The organism is Duganella levis, assembly GCF_009857605.1.
Taxonomy (GTDB): Bacteria; Pseudomonadota; Gammaproteobacteria; order Burkholderiales; family Burkholderiaceae_D; genus Rugamonas; species Rugamonas levis.
Window position 1 is genome coordinate 1 of record NZ_WWCT01000028.1, and the last position, 16189, is coordinate 16189.

At 64.0% G+C, this 16189-nt stretch carries 10 protein-coding genes; 8 read left to right on the forward strand and 2 right to left on the reverse strand.

Annotated elements, in window-relative coordinates; all coding sequences use genetic code 11:
* Positions 1–3205: MHYT domain-containing protein (locus GTP69_RS26160; RefSeq protein WP_229261157.1), on the reverse strand; the 3205-nt coding region annotated here is incomplete at its 3' end.
* A gap of 126 nt (positions 3206–3331) precedes the next feature.
* Between GTP69_RS26160 and GTP69_RS26165 the strand changes: the two genes are divergently transcribed.
* Genes GTP69_RS26165 through GTP69_RS26175 form a run of 3 tightly spaced genes read left to right on the forward strand, consistent with a single transcriptional unit; the run spans position 3332 to position 6548 of the window.
* Positions 3332–4573, forward strand: coding sequence for an efflux RND transporter periplasmic adaptor subunit (locus GTP69_RS26165; RefSeq protein WP_161057631.1), 1242 nt, complete (start codon positions 3332–3334; stop codon positions 4571–4573).
* Entirely contained in the window at positions 4570–5319 is a 750-nt protein-coding gene (locus tag GTP69_RS26170) for an ABC transporter ATP-binding protein (protein WP_371868126.1), read from the forward strand. The genes GTP69_RS26165 and GTP69_RS26170 overlap by 4 nt, the downstream gene beginning before the upstream one ends.
* Before the next feature lie 5 nt (positions 5320–5324).
* On the forward strand, positions 5325–6548 hold the full coding sequence (locus tag GTP69_RS26175; RefSeq protein ID WP_229261158.1) for an ABC transporter permease: 1224 nt from the start codon (positions 5325–5327) through the stop codon (positions 6546–6548).
* Here the strand turns inward: GTP69_RS26175 and GTP69_RS26180 are convergent, their stop codons facing one another.
* On the reverse strand, positions 6549–7025 hold the full coding sequence (locus tag GTP69_RS26180) for a hypothetical protein (RefSeq protein WP_202424579.1): 477 nt from the start codon (positions 7023–7025) through the stop codon (positions 6549–6551).
* 208 nt (positions 7026–7233) lie between these two features.
* Between GTP69_RS26180 and GTP69_RS26185 the strand changes: the two genes are divergently transcribed.
* The 5 genes from GTP69_RS26185 to GTP69_RS26205 all read left to right on the forward strand — a co-directional run bounded on the left by GTP69_RS26185 (position 7234) and on the right by GTP69_RS26205 (position 16188).
* The gene (locus GTP69_RS26185) at positions 7234–8436 is read left to right on the forward strand and encodes a carbohydrate porin (RefSeq protein ID WP_161057632.1); all 1203 of its coding nucleotides are present in this window, start codon (positions 7234–7236) and stop codon (positions 8434–8436) included.
* A 36-nt stretch (positions 8437–8472) separates the two neighbouring features.
* Complete coding sequence (locus GTP69_RS26190; RefSeq protein ID WP_202424580.1) at positions 8473–9768, forward strand: BNR repeat-containing protein; 1296 nt, start codon at positions 8473–8475, stop codon at positions 9766–9768.
* Between the two features lie 260 nt (positions 9769–10028).
* Entirely contained in the window at positions 10029–13106 is a 3078-nt protein-coding gene (locus GTP69_RS26195) for a TonB-dependent receptor (RefSeq protein WP_161057633.1), read from the forward strand.
* Positions 13107–13181: 75 nt separating this feature from the next.
* Positions 13182–14810: a GH35 family beta-galactosidase gene (locus GTP69_RS26200; protein ID WP_161057634.1), complete on the forward strand. Its 1629-nt coding sequence runs from the start codon at positions 13182–13184 to the stop codon at positions 14808–14810.
* 25 nt (positions 14811–14835) lie between these two features.
* The gene (locus GTP69_RS26205) at positions 14836–16188 is read left to right on the forward strand and encodes an enolase C-terminal domain-like protein (RefSeq protein WP_161057635.1); all 1353 of its coding nucleotides are present in this window, start codon (positions 14836–14838) and stop codon (positions 16186–16188) included.
* The last annotated feature ends 1 nt before the right edge of the window (position 16189 follow it).

A 16189-nucleotide genomic window follows, 5' to 3' on the forward strand; every position in this document is an offset into this window, starting at 1 on the left:
CCAGCGCGTGGATGGCGCTCAGGGCGGCGTCCAGCTGGCCGGCCAGCGTGCGCTGCGCCTGCGCCAGTTCGGTTTTCAGCGCGAGCGAGATGCCGCGCACCGCCTGGTCTTGCACGTCGCTGGCGCGCCTGCGTGGCGTGGCGTCAGCGCTGGTATGGGCAGCCACGCCATCACCCGCGCCATCGCCCGCAGTATCGCCGCTACCGTCGCGCAGCGGCGATCCGCACAGCTTCTCGATTTGCGCCAGCGTGGCGCTGATCTGTTCCAGTCCGATGTTGGCGGCCACGCCGCGCACCTTGTGGCTCCACGCCTGTGCTTCGGCCAGGCGCGCCTCGCTGCCGTCGGCCAGCAGCTTGGCCAGCGTGGCGGCGGCGGTGCTGTAATCGGCTACAAAACGGTGCAGCGCCTGATGGTAGGCCGCTTCCTCGTCGCCCCAGCGTTGCAGGCCGGCTTTCTGATTCAGCACGCGCTGGCGCGGCGCTTCGGCCGGCGGCGGCGCCGACGCCAGCGCCGGCAGATAGAGCACCTTCGCAATCTCGTGCGACAGCGCATGCCAGTCCACCGGCTTGGACGCAAAACCATCCATGCCCGCTGTGGCAGCAGCCTCGCGGTGCGCCGCCAGCACGCTGGCCGTCATCGCCACGATGGGCAGGCGCGGGTCGCCGGTGCGCTGTTCGCGCGCGCGGATGTTACGGGTGGCCGCCAGGCCGTCCATCAGTGGCATCTGCATATCCATCAGCACCACATCGTAATGATATTCGGCCGACATCCGCACCGCTTGCGTGCCGTCCTGCGCGCGCTCCAGCGTGTGGCCGCGCTTGGCCAGCAGCAGCGACAGCAGCTCCAGGTTCTGCGGCACGTCGTCGGCCGCCAGGATGTGCAGCGGCGGCAGCGGGTAGTCGAACCGCTCGCTGCTCTGCGCCTGGCCGTTGCGCGCCGGTTCCAGCGGCAGCAGCACGTGGAAGGTGGTGCCGACGCCTGGCGTGCTCTCGGCCCAGATCTTGCCGCCCATGAGGCCCACCAGCTGGCGGCTGATGGTGGTGCCCAGCCCCGTGCCGCCGAAGCGGCGCGTCATCGATGCATCCGCCTGCGTGAATGGATCGAAGATGGCGTTGATGCGTTCCGGCGCGATGCCGATGCCGGTATCTTCCACGGCGATATGCAACTGGCCCTGCTGCTCGGTGGCGCGCAGGCACACCTTGCCGATCGACGTGAACTTGATGGCGTTGTCCAGCAGGTTGCCGAGGATCTGGCGCATGCGCAGTTCGTCGCCGTGCATCCATGCCGGCAGCGCCGCATCGTAGGCGATGTCGATCACCAGTCCCTTGCTGCGGGCATTGCTGCCGAAGGTGGAGGCCAGTTCGTCGATCAGGCCAAGCAGGTTGTAATCGTCCGGCTCCAGTTCCACCGCGCCCTTATCCAGCTTGGCGGTATCCAGAATCTCGTTCAGCAGGCGTAGCAGCGAACGGCCTTCCTTGCGTACCGTGTTCAGGTGGCGCTGCTGCTCTTCGCTCAAATCGGTATCGAGCAGAACGTCGGTGAAGCCGAGGATGGCGTTCATCGGCGTGCGGATTTCGTGGCTCATATTGGCGACAAAGCTGGCGCGCGCGGCGGCAGCTTTTTCCGCCGTCTCCTTGGCCTGGCGCAGTTCCTGTTCCATCTCACGCCGTTCGCTGATGTCGAGGATCACACCGTCGATCCAGCGCAGTTCCGGATTGCTTTCATCCGCCGTGACCGCGCCGTGCTCCCACATGAAGCGCCGGCTGCCGTCGGCGTGGATCAAACACCACTCGACCTGGTAGGCCGCCAGCTGGGCGACGCTGCGCGAAATCTCGGCTGCCACGCGTTCGCGGTCTTCCTCGCAGATCAGCGAGCCGATGGTGCGGATGCGCTGCGCGCCGACGAAATCGCTGGCGGGGTAGCCAGCCAGCCGCTCGATGCCGTCGCTGACGAAGACCGGCGGCGCGTCGAATCCCATGCTGCTGCGGAACGAGATGCCGGGGATATTGCCGATCAGCGAACGGAATTGCTGCTCGCTGTCGCGCAGCGCCTGCATGATGGCGCGCCGTTCGCTGATGTCGGTAATAAACAGTACAAACAGGTCACGCTTGGCCAGCTTGGCGTGGCCCAGCGCGCGCCGGATCGGCACACTGCTGCCGTCCTTGCGCAGCGCGATCACCTCGCTGCCCTTGCCGGGAGCGGCGGCGTCCTCGGTGCGCAGGTAATTCAGGAGGCCGTCGCGGTCCGAGCGCTCCACATCGGCCATCAGCAGGCGGATATTGCGGCCGATGATCTCATCGCGGCTCCAGCCGAAGATGCGTTCGGACGAGGCATTGAACTCCTGGATCACGCCGGCGCGGTCGACGGTGATCACGCCATCCACGGTGGTGGTCAGCAGCGCGCGCATCCAGGCTTCGCTTTCTGCCTGCTGGCGGTACATCTCGCGGTAGCGCAGCATGCTGTTGGCGGCGATGGCGAACACGGTGACGGCCACCGTGATCAGCGCCAGCGCCAGCGCCACGAAGGTGGAGTTTTGCTGCGGCGAGACGTCGAGCGGCAGCTGGCCGATGAAGCGTGCCGCCGCCATGCCGGTGTAGTGCATGCCGGCGATGGCGCAGCCCATGACGGTGGCGCTGATGGCGCCAATCACCGCGCGCGGCAGGTGCAGCGAGCGCAGGCCAAAGCGTATCCACAGCGCCAGCGTGGCCAGCACCACCGCCACCACGATCGACAGGCCGAACATGAAGGGATCGTAGCGCAGCTGCAGCGCGGTCTGCATCGCCGCCATGCCGGTGTAGTGCATGGCGCCGATGCCGGCGCCGACCAGCACCCCGCCAGTAACGAGGGAGACGGCGCTCAGGCGCCGCATGCTGATGATGGACAGCGCCACCCACGATGCCGCAAGGCTGGGCAGCACCGACAGCAAGGTCAGCGTGTGGTTGTAATCGACGTCGGTGCACAGGTCAAAGGCCAGCATGCCGATGAAGTGCATCGACCAGACGCCGCAGCCCAAGGCCAGGCTGCCGGTGCCCAGCATGGCGGCGCGCAGGCCGCGGGTGCCGGCCAGGCGCGCTTGCGCGGCCACTTGCACTCCCATCCAGGATGAGAAGATGGCAACCACAATTGAGAGGATAACCAGCAGCGGCGAGTAGGTGCCGTAGTGGAGCAGGGACGGATTGTCCGGCGGTGTAAAGAATTCCAGCATGATGAGGCAAACCATATCACAGAAAAAACCGCCGATATGCAGTTGTTGCTTTAAAGATAAATATGTTTAATACTTGTCGGGCTGATCCGCATATCGTCGGATCCCAACCTGGGACACACTGAAGAAATGGCTTTCCTGACCAAGAAGAAGATCGTGCTGGCCGTGGGCCTGCTGGTAATCGGCGGTGGCGCGGCCGCGTATTTTTCCAAAAACAAGGCGCCTGTGGTGGAGCCGCCACGCTTCCGCACGGCGGCGGCCGACACCGGCAACATCACGCAGACGGTGACCGCCACCGGCACCATCAACCCGGTGGCGCTGATTAATATCGGCTCGCAGGTGTCCGGCACAGTGAGCGAGTTGAAGGCCGACTTCAACGACCACGTGACCAAGGGCCAGGTGCTGCTGAAGCTCGACCCGACCATCTTCAACGCCCAGATCCGCCAGGCCGACGCGCAACTGGCGTCGGCGCGCGCCTCGCTCAAGCTGGCGCAGGCCACCCACCAGCGCAACCAGTCCTTGCTGGCGCAGGACTACATCTCGCCGCTGGCGCTGGACCAGTCCAAGCGCGAAGTTGATGTGGCGCAGGCGAATATCCAGCTGGCGCAGGCGCAACTGGCGCGGGTGCAGGCGGACCTGGACAACTCGGTGATCCGTTCGCCGATCGACGGCGTGATCATCAAGCGCACCATCGACCTGGGGCAGACCGTGGCGGCGTCGTTCACCACGCCGCAGCTGTTCCAGATCGCCCGCGACCTGACCAAGATGCAGATCGATACCAGCGTCTCGGAAGCGGACGTCGGCTCGCTGAAGGAAGGGCAGCAGGCGCGCTTCGTGGTGGACGCCTATCCGGACAAGGAATTCAACGCCCGCATGCGCCAGTTCCGCCTGGCCGCCAATGTGCTGAACAACGTGGTGACGTATAACGTGGTGCTGGACGTCGACAACAAGGACGAGCTGCTCAAGCCGGGCATGACGGCGCAGGTGCGTCTGCTGGTGGGCAACCGCCAGAACGTGCTGCGCGTGCCGACCGCCGCGCTGCGCTTCCGCCTCAGCGACGAAGAAATCGAGAAGCAGAAAAAGCTGGCCGAAGCCGCCGCCAGCAAGTCCGCCTCGGCGTCCGCGTCTGCCAGCGCGGCCGCTGTCGCCACCGAAGCGCCACAGGAAGACGACGCCTCGTTCCGCACCAAGGCCGACCTGGCGCGTACCTTCCGCATCTACACGCTGGACGCCAAGAACCAGCCGAAGGCGCAGGACGTGAATATCGGCCTGTCCAACTTCCGCTACACCGAAGTGGTGAGCGGCGATTTGAAGAAGGGCGACAAGGTCATCACCCGCGCCATCGGCAACGACAAGGAAGGTGGCATGTGAGTGGGCCGGCCAATGAACTCCTGATCGACATCCGCCAGGTTACCAAGAGCTACTTTTCCGGCAGCGTGGAAACGCAGGTCCTGCACGGCATCGACCTGGCCGTGCCGCGCGGTGACTTCCTGGCGGTGATGGGACAGTCCGGCTCCGGCAAGTCGACGCTGATGAATATCTTCGGCTGCCTGGACCAGGCCACCGGCGGCAGCTACTTCCTCGACGGCGTCGACACGCTGACGCTGTCGCGCAACCAGCTGGCGAGCATCCGCAACCGCACCATCGGCTTCGTGTTCCAGAGCTTTAACCTGATCAAGCGCATGAGCGTGGCGGAGAACGTGGCGCTGCCGCTGATCTACGCCGGCGTGTCGCGCTCCAGGGCGCACGCCAAGGCGCTGGTGGAGCTGGAGCGCGTGGGTCTGGCCGGCATGGCCAAGCGCACGCCGAACCAGCTGTCCGGCGGCCAGCAGCAGCGGGTGGCGATTGCGCGCGCGCTGGTGGGCGATCCGCCGCTGATCCTGGCCGATGAACCGACCGGCAACCTCGATACGCAAACCAGCGAAGAGATCATGCGCTCGTTCCAGCAACTGAACGACGAACGCGGCATCACCATCCTGCTGGTGACGCACGAGCCGGACATCGCCGCCTACAGCAAGCGCCTGATGCGCCTCAAGGATGGCCGCGTGCTGTACGACGGCCCATCCGCCGAAGGCCTGCGCCAGATGCTGCAGAGTCACGACAACTTAACCGTATAAACCATATGAACCTTTTACAGATCGTGGTAGAGGCGTTTCGCTCGATGCTGGCGAACCGTCTGCGCACGCTGTTGACCATGCTGGGCATCATCATCGGCATCACCTCGGTGGTGCTGCTGCTGGCCGTGGGCGACAGCATGAAGCGCTTTATCGCCAAGGAGCTGGAGCAGCTGGGCACCAATATGCTGTTCATCTCTCCCGGCGGCGACCGCGCGCAACAACAGCGCATGCGCAGCGGCGCGCAGCCGGCGATGACCATTGCCGATGCGGCGGCGCTGAACGAACTGCCATCGCTGGCCGGCGCCGCGCCGGTGCTGCAAAGCGGCTTCAATCTCTCGGTGGGCAACGAGAGCGCGTCGAAGACGGTGCACGGCGTGACGCCGGCCATGTTCAAGATCCGTGGCTGGAAGGTCGACAAGGGCAGCGCCTTCAGCGACGCCGACGTGCGCGCCGCCTCGCGCATGGTGGTCATCGGCCGCAAGATCGCCGACCAGTTCTTCTACAAGCAGGACCCGCTGGGTAAATACATCCGCATCGAGAACGTCTCGTTCCAGGTGGTGGGTGTGCTGTACGGCGAGGGCAAGCAGGTGGACGGCGGCGACTTGAGCGAGTACGTGATCGTGCCGATCACCGCGGCGTCGGCCAACCTGATCAAGACCGCCTTCCCCGGCAATGTGCACTACGTGGTGGCGCAGGGTAAGTCCGGCGGCAATCTGCAGGATGCGATCATGGACATCGGCGAAACGCTGCGCGACCGCCACCACATCAAGATCGACCAGCCGGACGACTTCCGCATCGATAACCTGGCGTCGTTCGCCGAGACGGCGCAGAAGATCAGCGCCGGCCTGGCGGCCTTGCTTGGGCTGATCGGCGCCATCTCGCTGATCGTCGGCGGCATCGGCATCATGAACATCATGCTGGTGTCGGTGACCGAGCGCACCCGCGAGATCGGCATCCGCATGGCGATTGGCGCCAAGCCGCGCGACGTGTTGCTGCAGTTCCTGACGGAGGCGGTGGTGATCTGCCTGGTGGGCGGCATCTTCGGCATCATGCTGGCCACGCTAGCGGCAAGCGGCATTACCGCCACCGGCAAGTTCGATGTGTTCATCACCTTGCAGGCGGTGGTGGTGGCGTGTGGCTTTTCCAGCCTGGTGGGCGTGTTCTTCGGCTTCTACCCGGCGCGCCGCGCATCCAAGCTGCTGCCGGTGGACTGCCTGCGCTACGAGTGATCAGTAGTCGAACTTCTTGCTGGCGGTGTTGGTGCTGCTGCCGGAGGCCTTGAAGTAGATGGTGTGCTCCTCGCGTTCCTTGCGGACAGCCTCGTGGCGTTCGCGGTTCGCGCGGCGGCGCTCTTCGATGCGGGCATTGTGCTGGTCGATGCGGCGCTGGGTCTTCAGGCCTTGCTTGCTGTTATGGAGCAGGCCGAATTTCTGCCGCATGGCCGCAGCCCACAGCAGGAACACCAGCACCAGCGACAGCAGGTAGGCTGATTGCCACAGGCCGTAGTTCTGGCTGATGAAGGGGAAGATCGGCGCGGCTTTTTCCAGCCAGCCCTGGCCGAGAATGCCCAGTCCGGCCGCCAGCACGCCCAGACAGAAAGTCTTGACGATCATCCAGCGGCTGGCTTTGATCCGTGACTCCCAGAAGGATTGCGGATCGTCGGTCAGTTGGTCGAGGTAGGGGGTATGGTCGTGTTGCGTAGTCATAGCGACAATTTTTTAGGGCGCCAGTATTTGCGGTGGAGATTATCTCATATTTTCCGCATGGAAATTGTAATGGTATTGATTCAAGTCTAGTTCCGGCATTGCGCATGCCCAAAAGAGAGTGTTGGCGATACATGTTGCACTGCATACTGGCTCTAACATTGACGGGGGCAAAGCCATGCGCTGTAACGTTGCCGGAATATGCTTGATCATGATGGTTGCCGGTTCCGCTGCGGCGCAGGATAGCCCGCCGCCCGTGACCAGCAACGTGATCTATGATGCCAATAGCGTGTCCGACCTGAGTGGCGGAGTGCGCCGGGGCAGCGCGTATCAGGGCATGCTGCGCTGGCAAACCAGCGTCGATGGCGAACGCGTGCTGGGCTGGCCGGACAGCAGTGCTTTTTTCAATGTCATGGCAACGCATCAGGCCGGACCGTCGACCCTGACCGGGGACGCGCAAGGCGTCAGCAATATGGCGGCGCCGCCGGGCGTGCGCCTGGAAGAAGCCTGGATTCAGAAAAACTTCCTCGATGGCCGGCTGTCGGTACTGGCTGGACGCTACGATTTGAACAGCGAGTTTTACCATCTCAATACCGCATCGCTGTTCTTCAACAGTTCGTTTGGCATCGGCGCCGAGTTTGCCCAGAGCGGGCAGGGCGGGCCGTCGATTTTTCCTGCCACCTCCGTCGGCACGCGTATCGCGGTCAAGCCGGCGCCCAACGTTGTCCTGCGCGCCGCCATCCTGGACGGCGTGCCGGTGGATCGCAGCGGCGGCAGTACGGCCTTCCGTGGCGGCGATGGCTTGTTGCTGGTCTACGAAATGGCGTGGCTGAGCCGCCCGGAACCCGCCGCATCGGTACAAGATCACCACCTGCGCATTGGCCGCAATGCCGGTCTGGCGCCGGACCAGGGCAAGCTGGCTGTCGGCGGCTGGTATTACACCGCGCAGTTTGGCGAGCTGAATGCGTTCGATGCATCCGGGCAGCCGCGCCAGCAACGCGGTTCCAGCGGCGCCTATCTGGTGGCGGAGCGCAGCTTGTACCAATCCAGCACGCAGCCGCAGAAGGTAATCTCCGGCTTTGTGCAGCTGGGGGCGGCGGATAGCCGCGTCAATCGTTTCAGCGGTTACTTCGGCGCCGGTCTCACCGCGACCGGCCTGGTACCTGGCCGCGCCAGCGATGAACTGGGGCTGGCGGTGGCGATTGCGCGCAATGGCAGCGCTTATCTGCGCAGCCAGCAGATCGTCGGCGTGGCCAACCAGCGTGCCGAGTCGACGGTCGAACTGACGTATCTGAGCCAAGTCAGTCCGCGCTTGTCTTTGCAGCCCAGCTTGCAGTACGTGATGCATCCCAATACGGTGACTGGCGTCGGCAACGCGCTGACCTTGCAGCTGCGCGCCGAGGTGGCGTTCTAGGTGGACGCGGCGCCTGGGTTTGCGTAGCATGGGCGCATGATGAAACGTTTAATCTCCCTGGTTTTGCTGGCGCTGTCCATCGGCGCCACTGTTGCTGCTCCTGCTGCGCCCGTGCTGTCGGTGGTTGGCGATGGCTGGGCTAACAATTCGGTCAACGCGGTGGTGTTCCGCAAGAATTCATTGGTGACGCAGGGCGATACGCAGTACGCGGCCTACTACGATGCGCAGCGCTATCTGGTGCTGGGCAAGCGCGCGCTGGGCACCACGCAGTGGACCGTGCGGCGCAGCGCCTGGCAGGCCAATGCGGCCGATGCGCATAACGCCATCAGCATCATGGTGGATGGCGCCGGCTATTTGCATGTGTCGTGGGACCATCACAACAACGCGCTGCGTTACGCGCGCGGTGTGGCGCCGGGATCGCTGGAGCTGGGGCCGAAGCAGGCCATGGTGGGCGTCGATGAGGCGGAGGTGTCGTATCCCGAGTTCTATCGTCTGCCCAATGGCAACCTGCTGTTCTTCTACCGGCTGGGCGGTTCGGGGCGCGGCGATTTGATCATCAACCGCTACGACATCGCCACGCAGCGCTGGACGCGCTTGCACACCAACCTGATTACCGGCGAGGGCAAGCGCAACGCGTACTGGCAGGCTTTCCTCGATCATCGCGGCACGCTGCATGTGTCGTGGGTGTGGCGCGAGTCGCCGGATGTGGCCAGCAACCATGACATGGCGTATGCGCGTTCGCGCGATGGCGGCGTGACGTGGGAGCGCTCCGATGGCACGCCGTACACGTTGCCGATCAACGCCGCCAGCGCCGAATACGCGCTGCGCATTCCGCAGAACAGCGAGTTGATTAACCAGACTTCGATGGCCGCCGATCAGGATGGCCATCCCTACATCGCCAGCTATTGGCGCGACGCCGGTTCCAGCGTGCCGCAGTATCACGTGATCTTCAACACCGGCACGGCGTGGCAGGCGCGGTCGCTGGATTTCCGCAAGACGCCGTTCTCGCTGGGCGGGCAGGGCACCAAGCGGATTCCCATCGCGCGGCCGCAGATCATGGTCGGCAAGGCCGGTGCGCTGCTGGTGTTTCGCGATGAGGAGCGGGGCAGCAAGGTCTCCGTGGCCAGTAGCGCCGACGTGTTGCGCGGGCCGTGGCAGGTGCAGGATCTGACCGCGTTTTCAGTCGGCGCCTGGGAGCCTAGCTACGACACGGAATTGTGGCGCCGCAACGGCACCCTCAGCCTGTTCGTGCAAAACGTCCAGCAGGTCGATGGCGAAGGCCAGGCCAGCGTGCCGCCGCAGCCAGTGCAAGTTTTGGACTGGCAGCCGTAGCACTTCGCCCAACATCCGCCTCGGCGTGTCTATCTCGCCACACTATCATTTTAATCCGGTTTCCCCGCCCGCCCCTCTGTACGCGCCATGCAGACGATTGCTTCTTGGTATGAAATGGTAGCGTATAACATTTCAATTGTTATTTTTGTTGACAGCGACTTTTCTTAGCTTTTACACTCAAATGATCGCGCAACCATTTTCACCATAGGTTGCGACGTTTATAACAATAACCACGGTAAATTACCGAAGGAGACTGTAAAATGCTATTGAAACAACAAAAAGCCCGGCATTCCGGCCGGCAGATGGCGTTCGGCCTGACCGTTATGGCAGGTTTGATTGCGCAATCATATGCCCAGGAAGTCACCCCGGCCGCCGCTCCGGCAGCCAAGGACGACGCCCCAATGACCGTGGTGCAGGTCAACGGCTACCGCAACTCGCTGCTGTCGTCGGCCAAAGACAAGAAGGAAGCGGTCGGCTTCCAGGACTCGATCAACGCCGAAGACTTCGGTAAATTCCCGGACAAGAACATCGCCGAATCGCTGAGCCGCATTCCCGGCGTCGGCGTCTCGCGCGACATCACTGGCGAAGGCTCGACCATCCAGATTCGCGGCCTCGGCTCCAGCTTCACTAAGATTCTGCTGAACGGCGCCCCGATCGCGGTGGCCTCGTCCGGCCCGATCGACGGCGCCAACACCAACCGCGAGGTCGACCTCGACCTGTTGCCGACCGACCTGTTCACCAAGCTGACCGTCAGCAAGAGCCCAACCGCCGAGATGATCGAAGGCGGCGCCGCCGGCGTGGTCAACCTGCGCAGCGCGCGGCCGTTCGACAAGGAAGGCCGCACCATTTCCGCCAGCGTCACCGCCACCAAGCAGCAGATCGCCGACAAGACCGGCGGCCGCGGCGCCTTCCTGGCCAGCCAGACCTTCGGCGACTGGGGCATCCTGGGCGGCGTCACGCTGTCGCGCCAGCAGATCCATACCACCGGCTGGGAAACCGTCGGCTACACCAACGCCAACCTGTCGGCCGCGCAGAATCCGGCCGCTAACCGCAACAACACCGGCGGCGGCAACTTCACCATTCCAGCCACGGTGCCAGTCGGCGCCGGCAACGGCCTGGTGACCGGCCAGGTGATCGACCAGGCCTGGCTGCTGGCGCACAATCCGGGCCTGACCATCCAGCAGATCGACAACGCGATCATGCCGCGCCTGGGCCGCACCATGGATTACTTCGGCACCAAGGACAAGGGCTCGGCGATCTTCGCCGCCGAATACCGTCCGACCGAGAACCTGCACTTCTACCTGGACACCATGTACAGCAAGCGCGACGACAAAATGACGCGCATGGACTACGACTGGTCGGTCCGTAACGGCGGCATGATCCCGCTGAACATGACGGTCGACAAGAGTGATTGCAGCGACGGCTGTACCGTCACCGGCGGCACCTTCGCCAACACCCAGAACTTCTTCGAGCACGGCTACCGCCGCGACCAGGTCAGCCTACTGGGCTTGAACCCTGGCATGGAATGGAAGATCACGCCGAGCCTGAAACTGGACGCGCAGGTCAACTACACCCGCAGTAACTTCAGCCACGAAGCGCCGACGGTCTACCTGATCACCGCGCCGAACAGCGGCAACACGGTGACCTACAACAATAACAACGGCGGCATCCCGTCGGTGGTCGCCAGCACCGACCTGAACAATCCAAACAGCTATGTGTGGAATACTGGCCGCGTCAACATCCAGAACGAGTTCCGCAAGACCGAAACCAAGGGCTTCCATAGCGACCTGACCTGGGGCGACGACAAGTTCAACCTGAAAGGCGGCATCGCCTACGACGATATCACCCGTCGCATCAGCGCCTCCGACAACTCGGCAGCCTGGCAGGCGGCAGTGTGCGGTAACAACCCTAACGTGTTCCTGCAAGGCCCGAACGGCGCGCCAACCTGCGACGGCGCCTCGACGCCGGGCGCCAGCGCCGCCGGCCTGTATCCAGGCTACGGCACCGGCTACACCGCCGGCGCCACCACGCCGCTGACCTACGGCGGTTCGCTGATTCCGCAAAGTGCGCTGGCCGGCTACATCGTCCCTGGTCCGTACGGCCGTCCGATCATCGACTGGACCCGCTTTGCCCAGGCGTCGAACTACCAGCAGTACTACAACAACGCACCGGCCAGCGGCGCTTCGTCAACCGGCGCCAGCTCGGGCTTCATCGGCGAGAAAACCACGGGCCTGTACTTTGAAGCCAACGGCAAGTTCGACCTGGCCGGCTTCCCGGCGCGCTACAACGGTGGTCTGCGTTATGTGCGCACCAAGCAGTCGGTCGGATCGCTGAACTCGATCACCGATCCGCGCAACGCCAGCCTGACGCTGAACGGCAGCAAGTATCCCAACATCGACCAGTGGGTCTACCAGGATACGACCTACAACAACACGCTGCCGTCGGGCACGCTGGCGGTCAACCTGCGCAGCGACGTGATCGCCCGCGCCGCGCTGTCGCGCAGCATGACCCGCGCCGATCCGAACGCACTGCGTCCGGGCGTGAACTTCTCGTCGGTCTCGGCGGACGTCGGCACCATCGGCAATCCAGCGCTGAAGCCTTACCTGTCGGATAACATCGACCTGGGCATCGACTGGTACACCGGCCGCGAAGGCTATGTCAGCCTGACCGTGTTCCAGAAGAAGGTGGACGGCTTCACCATCAACCAGAACATCACGCTGCCATTCAGCGCGCTGGCCGCCTACGGCATCACCTACAACACGCTGATTCCGAACCAGCAGCAGGCGATCGATTCGCGCGGCGGTCCTAACGCGGCCACCGTGGTGATGACCCAGGCCCGCAACGCCTCCGGCGAACTGAAGATCCGTGGCCTGGAACTGGGCTGGGTGCAACCGCTCGACAAGATCCTGCCGATTCGCGGCTTCGGCATCAATGAGACGGCCACCTTCATCACCCAGCGCGGTGATGGCGAAGGCGGCGCCGGTTTCGTGGCGCTGGGCGTACCTAACCGTACCAACAACTTCTCGGTGTACTACGACAATCACGGCTACACGGCGCGTCTGTCGCATACCTTCTCGAAGGGCAGCCAAGTGGCCAGCGCGAACCAGAACGGCATCACCAATGCCGCGCTGTTCTCGGACAACTACAAGCAGCTGGACTTCTCGTCGAGTATCGATCTGGGCGAAGTGTTCGACAAAGAAAACTGGCCGACGCTGAGCTTCGACATCGTCAACCTGAACAACGACTCGCGTCGTACGTACTTCCAGTTCAGTAACGCCAACTTTGCGCAGTACTCGCCAGGCCGCACCTACTCGCTGGGTCTGCGCGCCAAGTTTTAATCGTCTGGGCCCTTGGTTCTCCAGCGGGGCCCTTTTTGCCCGCCCCTTCGGGGGCGGTTTTTTTTAAGGAATGTCATGGCTGTCTCGACACGCCGATTGCGTGCCACCTGCCTGGTGCTGGCCGCGCTGCTGGGCACGCTGGCCTCGGCGCACGCCGCCACGCCGCCGCATCTGCGCAAGCAGGGCAGCGCCACGCAGCTGATCGTCGACGATCAACCGTTTTTACTGCTGGGCGGCGAGCTGCATAACTCCTCCGCCTCCAGCCTGGAATACCTGAATACCTTGTGGCCGACGCTGAAGTCGGCCGAACTGAATACCGTGCTGGCGCCGGTTGAGTGGGACCAGATCGAGCCGGTGGAAGGGCGCTTTGATTTCACGGTGCTGGACGGCCTGCTGAAACAGGCGCGCGCGCACAACACTCGGCTGGTGCTGCTGTGGTTTGGCGCCTGGAAGAATTCCATGTCGACCTATGCGCCGGCGTGGGTGAAGACCGACACGCAGCGCTTCCCGCGTGCGCGCACCCGCGCCGGTGTGGCGCAGGAGATCCTGACGCCGTTTGCGCCAGCCACGCTGGCCGCCGACACGGCCGCCTTTCGCGCGCTGCTGGCGCACCTGAAGCAGACCGACACCCAGCACACCGTGCTGATGATCCAGGTCGAGAATGAAATCGGCATGCTGCCGGAAGTGCGCGACTACAGCGCCGCCGCCAATGCCGCATGGCGCGCGCCGGTGCCGGCCGCGCTTACCGCTTATCTGGCCGCGCACAAGGACAGCTTGCAGCCGGCGCTGAAGGCCGCATGGGAAACGCGCGGCGCGCGCACCAGCGGCGCCTGGGCCGACGTTTTCGGCGACACCATCGAGACCGAAGAGGTGTTCCAGGCCTGGCACTACGCGCAGTTTGTCGAAGCGCTGACGGCGGCCGGCAAGGCGGTCTATCCGCTGCCGATGTATGTGAACGTGGCGCTGAACCGGCCGGGCAAGCGTCCCGGCGAATATCCGAGCGCCGGTCCGCTGCCGCATCTGTTTGATGTGTGGAAGCCCGGTGCGCCGTCGGTGGACGTCATCGCCATCGACACCTACTTCCCCAACTTTATCCACTGGGCCAGGCAGTTCAAGCGCCCGGACAATCCGCTGTTCATCCCGGAAGCCAATCACGCCGAGCGGCCCGATGCCGGCGCCGACGCCTTCTACGCCATCGGCGAACATGACGCTTTCGGCTTCTCGCCGTTTGCCATCGACGATATCAAGGACGGCAAGTCTTCGCTGCCGCAAGCTTATCGCGTGCTGAAGCAACTGGCGCCGACCATCAATCGCTACCAGGGCAGCGGCAAGGTGCGCGGCTTCAAGGCGCCGGTATCGTTTGACGGCGATGTGGACGTCGCCCCGCAGCAGGTGCGCATGGGCGGCTACAGCTTGCAGGTCAGCTTTAACGCCCCGTGGGAAAAACTGACGCCGGCCGAAGTGCAGATGCGCGGCGGCCTGGTGATCCAGACCGACGATGATGAATTTATCGTGGCAGGCAAAGGCCTGACCATCGTTTTCGGCAGCGCGGACGGCGCGCAGGTCGGCATTGAACAAGCTATCGAAGGCCTCGACTCTCAAGGCCGCTGGATGAACGGCGACGAGACGCACCAGGGGCGCCACATCGGCTTATCGGGCGATGCGTTTACCATACAGCGCGTAAAGCTGTACCGCTATCGCTGAACTGAACTTATTTGGAGTAGAGAACATGAGTAATTCCACCAGCCCAGTCATCACCGCGATGCAGGTCATTCCCGTGGCGGGCTACGACAGCATGCTGCTGAACCTGTGCGGCGCGCACGCGCCTTACTTCACGCGCAACCTGGTGCTGCTGACCGATAGCGCCGGCCATACCGGCATTGGCGAAGTGCCCGGCGGCGCCGGCATCCTGGCGGCGCTGGAACGTTCGGTGCCGCTGGTGGTGGGCACCCAGATCGGCCGCTACAACCGCACGCTGAACGCGATCCGTGCCGCCATCGGCGGCCATCATCAGGTAACGTCGGACGCCGAAGCGGAGGTGCTGAAGCAGCCGCACGAAATCAATCTGCGGCTGGACAATGTAGTGACGGCGGTGGAAGCGGCGCTGCTCGATTTGCTCGGGCAGCACTTGGGTGTGCCGGTGTGCGAGTTGCTCGGCTCCGGCCAGCAGCGCGACAGCGTGCCGATGCTGGCCTACCTGTTCTACATCGGCGACCGTGCCCGCACCGACCTGCCTTACCTGAGCGGCGACGGTGCCAGTGGCTGGTACGCGCGCCGCCATCAGGAAGCGATGACGCCGGCGCAGATCGTCGAACTGGCCGAGGCAACGGTAGACAAATACGGCTTCAAGGATTTCAAGCTGAAGGGCGGCGTGATGCGCGGCGCCGAAGAAATGGAAGCCGTCACCGCGATCAAGAAGCGCTATCCGGATTCGCGCGTAACGCTGGACCCGAACGGCGCCTGGTCGCTGCGCGAGGCGATTGATTTGTGCAAGGGGCAGGGCCACATCCTGGCCTATGCGGAAGATCCGTGCGGACCGGAGAACGGTTATTCGGGCCGCGAGATCATGGCCGAATTCCGCCGCGCCACCGGCATCCCGACCGCCACCAATATGGTGGCTACCGACTGGCGCCAGATGGCGCACTCGCACCTGCTGGGCGCTGTCGATATTCCGCTGGCCGATCCGCATTTCTGGACCATGCAGGGATCGGTGCGTCTGGCGCAGTTGTGCGAACAGTGGGGGCTGACGTGGGGCTCGCACTCCAACAACCACTTCGACGTGTCGCTGGCGATGTTCACCCACGCTGCCGCTGCGGCGCCGGGCAACATCACGGCCATCGACACGCACTGGATCTGGCAGGAAGGCCAGGAGCGGCTGACGCGCGAGCCGCTGCAAATCGTCGGCGGCGCGGTGCAGGTGCCGCAGAAGCCGGGTCTGGGCATCGAGCCGGACCTGGACCGCATCCAGGCCGCACATGAGCTGTACAAAAAGGTCGCCACCACCGCCCGCGACGACGCCATGGCGATGCGCTACCTGGTGCCTGGCTTTACCTACTCGCCCAATCGTCCGAGCATGGGCTGAG

Bases quoted from the DNA above. Each gene is read 5' to 3' on its own strand.
- GTP69_RS26165 (WP_161057631.1), top strand. From the start codon at position 3,332: ATGGCTTTCCTGACCAAGAAGAAGATCGTGCTGGCCGTGGGCCTGCTG.
- GTP69_RS26175 (WP_229261158.1), top strand. From the start codon at position 5,325: ATGAACCTTTTACAGATCGTGGTAGAGGCGTTTCGCTCGATGCTGGCG.
- GTP69_RS26180 (WP_202424579.1), bottom strand. From the start codon at position 7,025: ATGACTACGCAACACGACCATACCCCCTACCTCGACCAACTGACCGAC.
- GTP69_RS26185 (WP_161057632.1), top strand. From the start codon at position 7,234: ATGATGGTTGCCGGTTCCGCTGCGGCGCAGGATAGCCCGCCGCCCGTG.
- GTP69_RS26190 (WP_202424580.1), top strand. From the start codon at position 8,473: ATGATGAAACGTTTAATCTCCCTGGTTTTGCTGGCGCTGTCCATCGGC.
- GTP69_RS26195 (WP_161057633.1), top strand. From the start codon at position 10,029: ATGCTATTGAAACAACAAAAAGCCCGGCATTCCGGCCGGCAGATGGCG.
- GTP69_RS26200 (WP_161057634.1), top strand. From the start codon at position 13,182: ATGGCTGTCTCGACACGCCGATTGCGTGCCACCTGCCTGGTGCTGGCC.
- GTP69_RS26205 (WP_161057635.1), top strand. From the start codon at position 14,836: ATGAGTAATTCCACCAGCCCAGTCATCACCGCGATGCAGGTCATTCCC.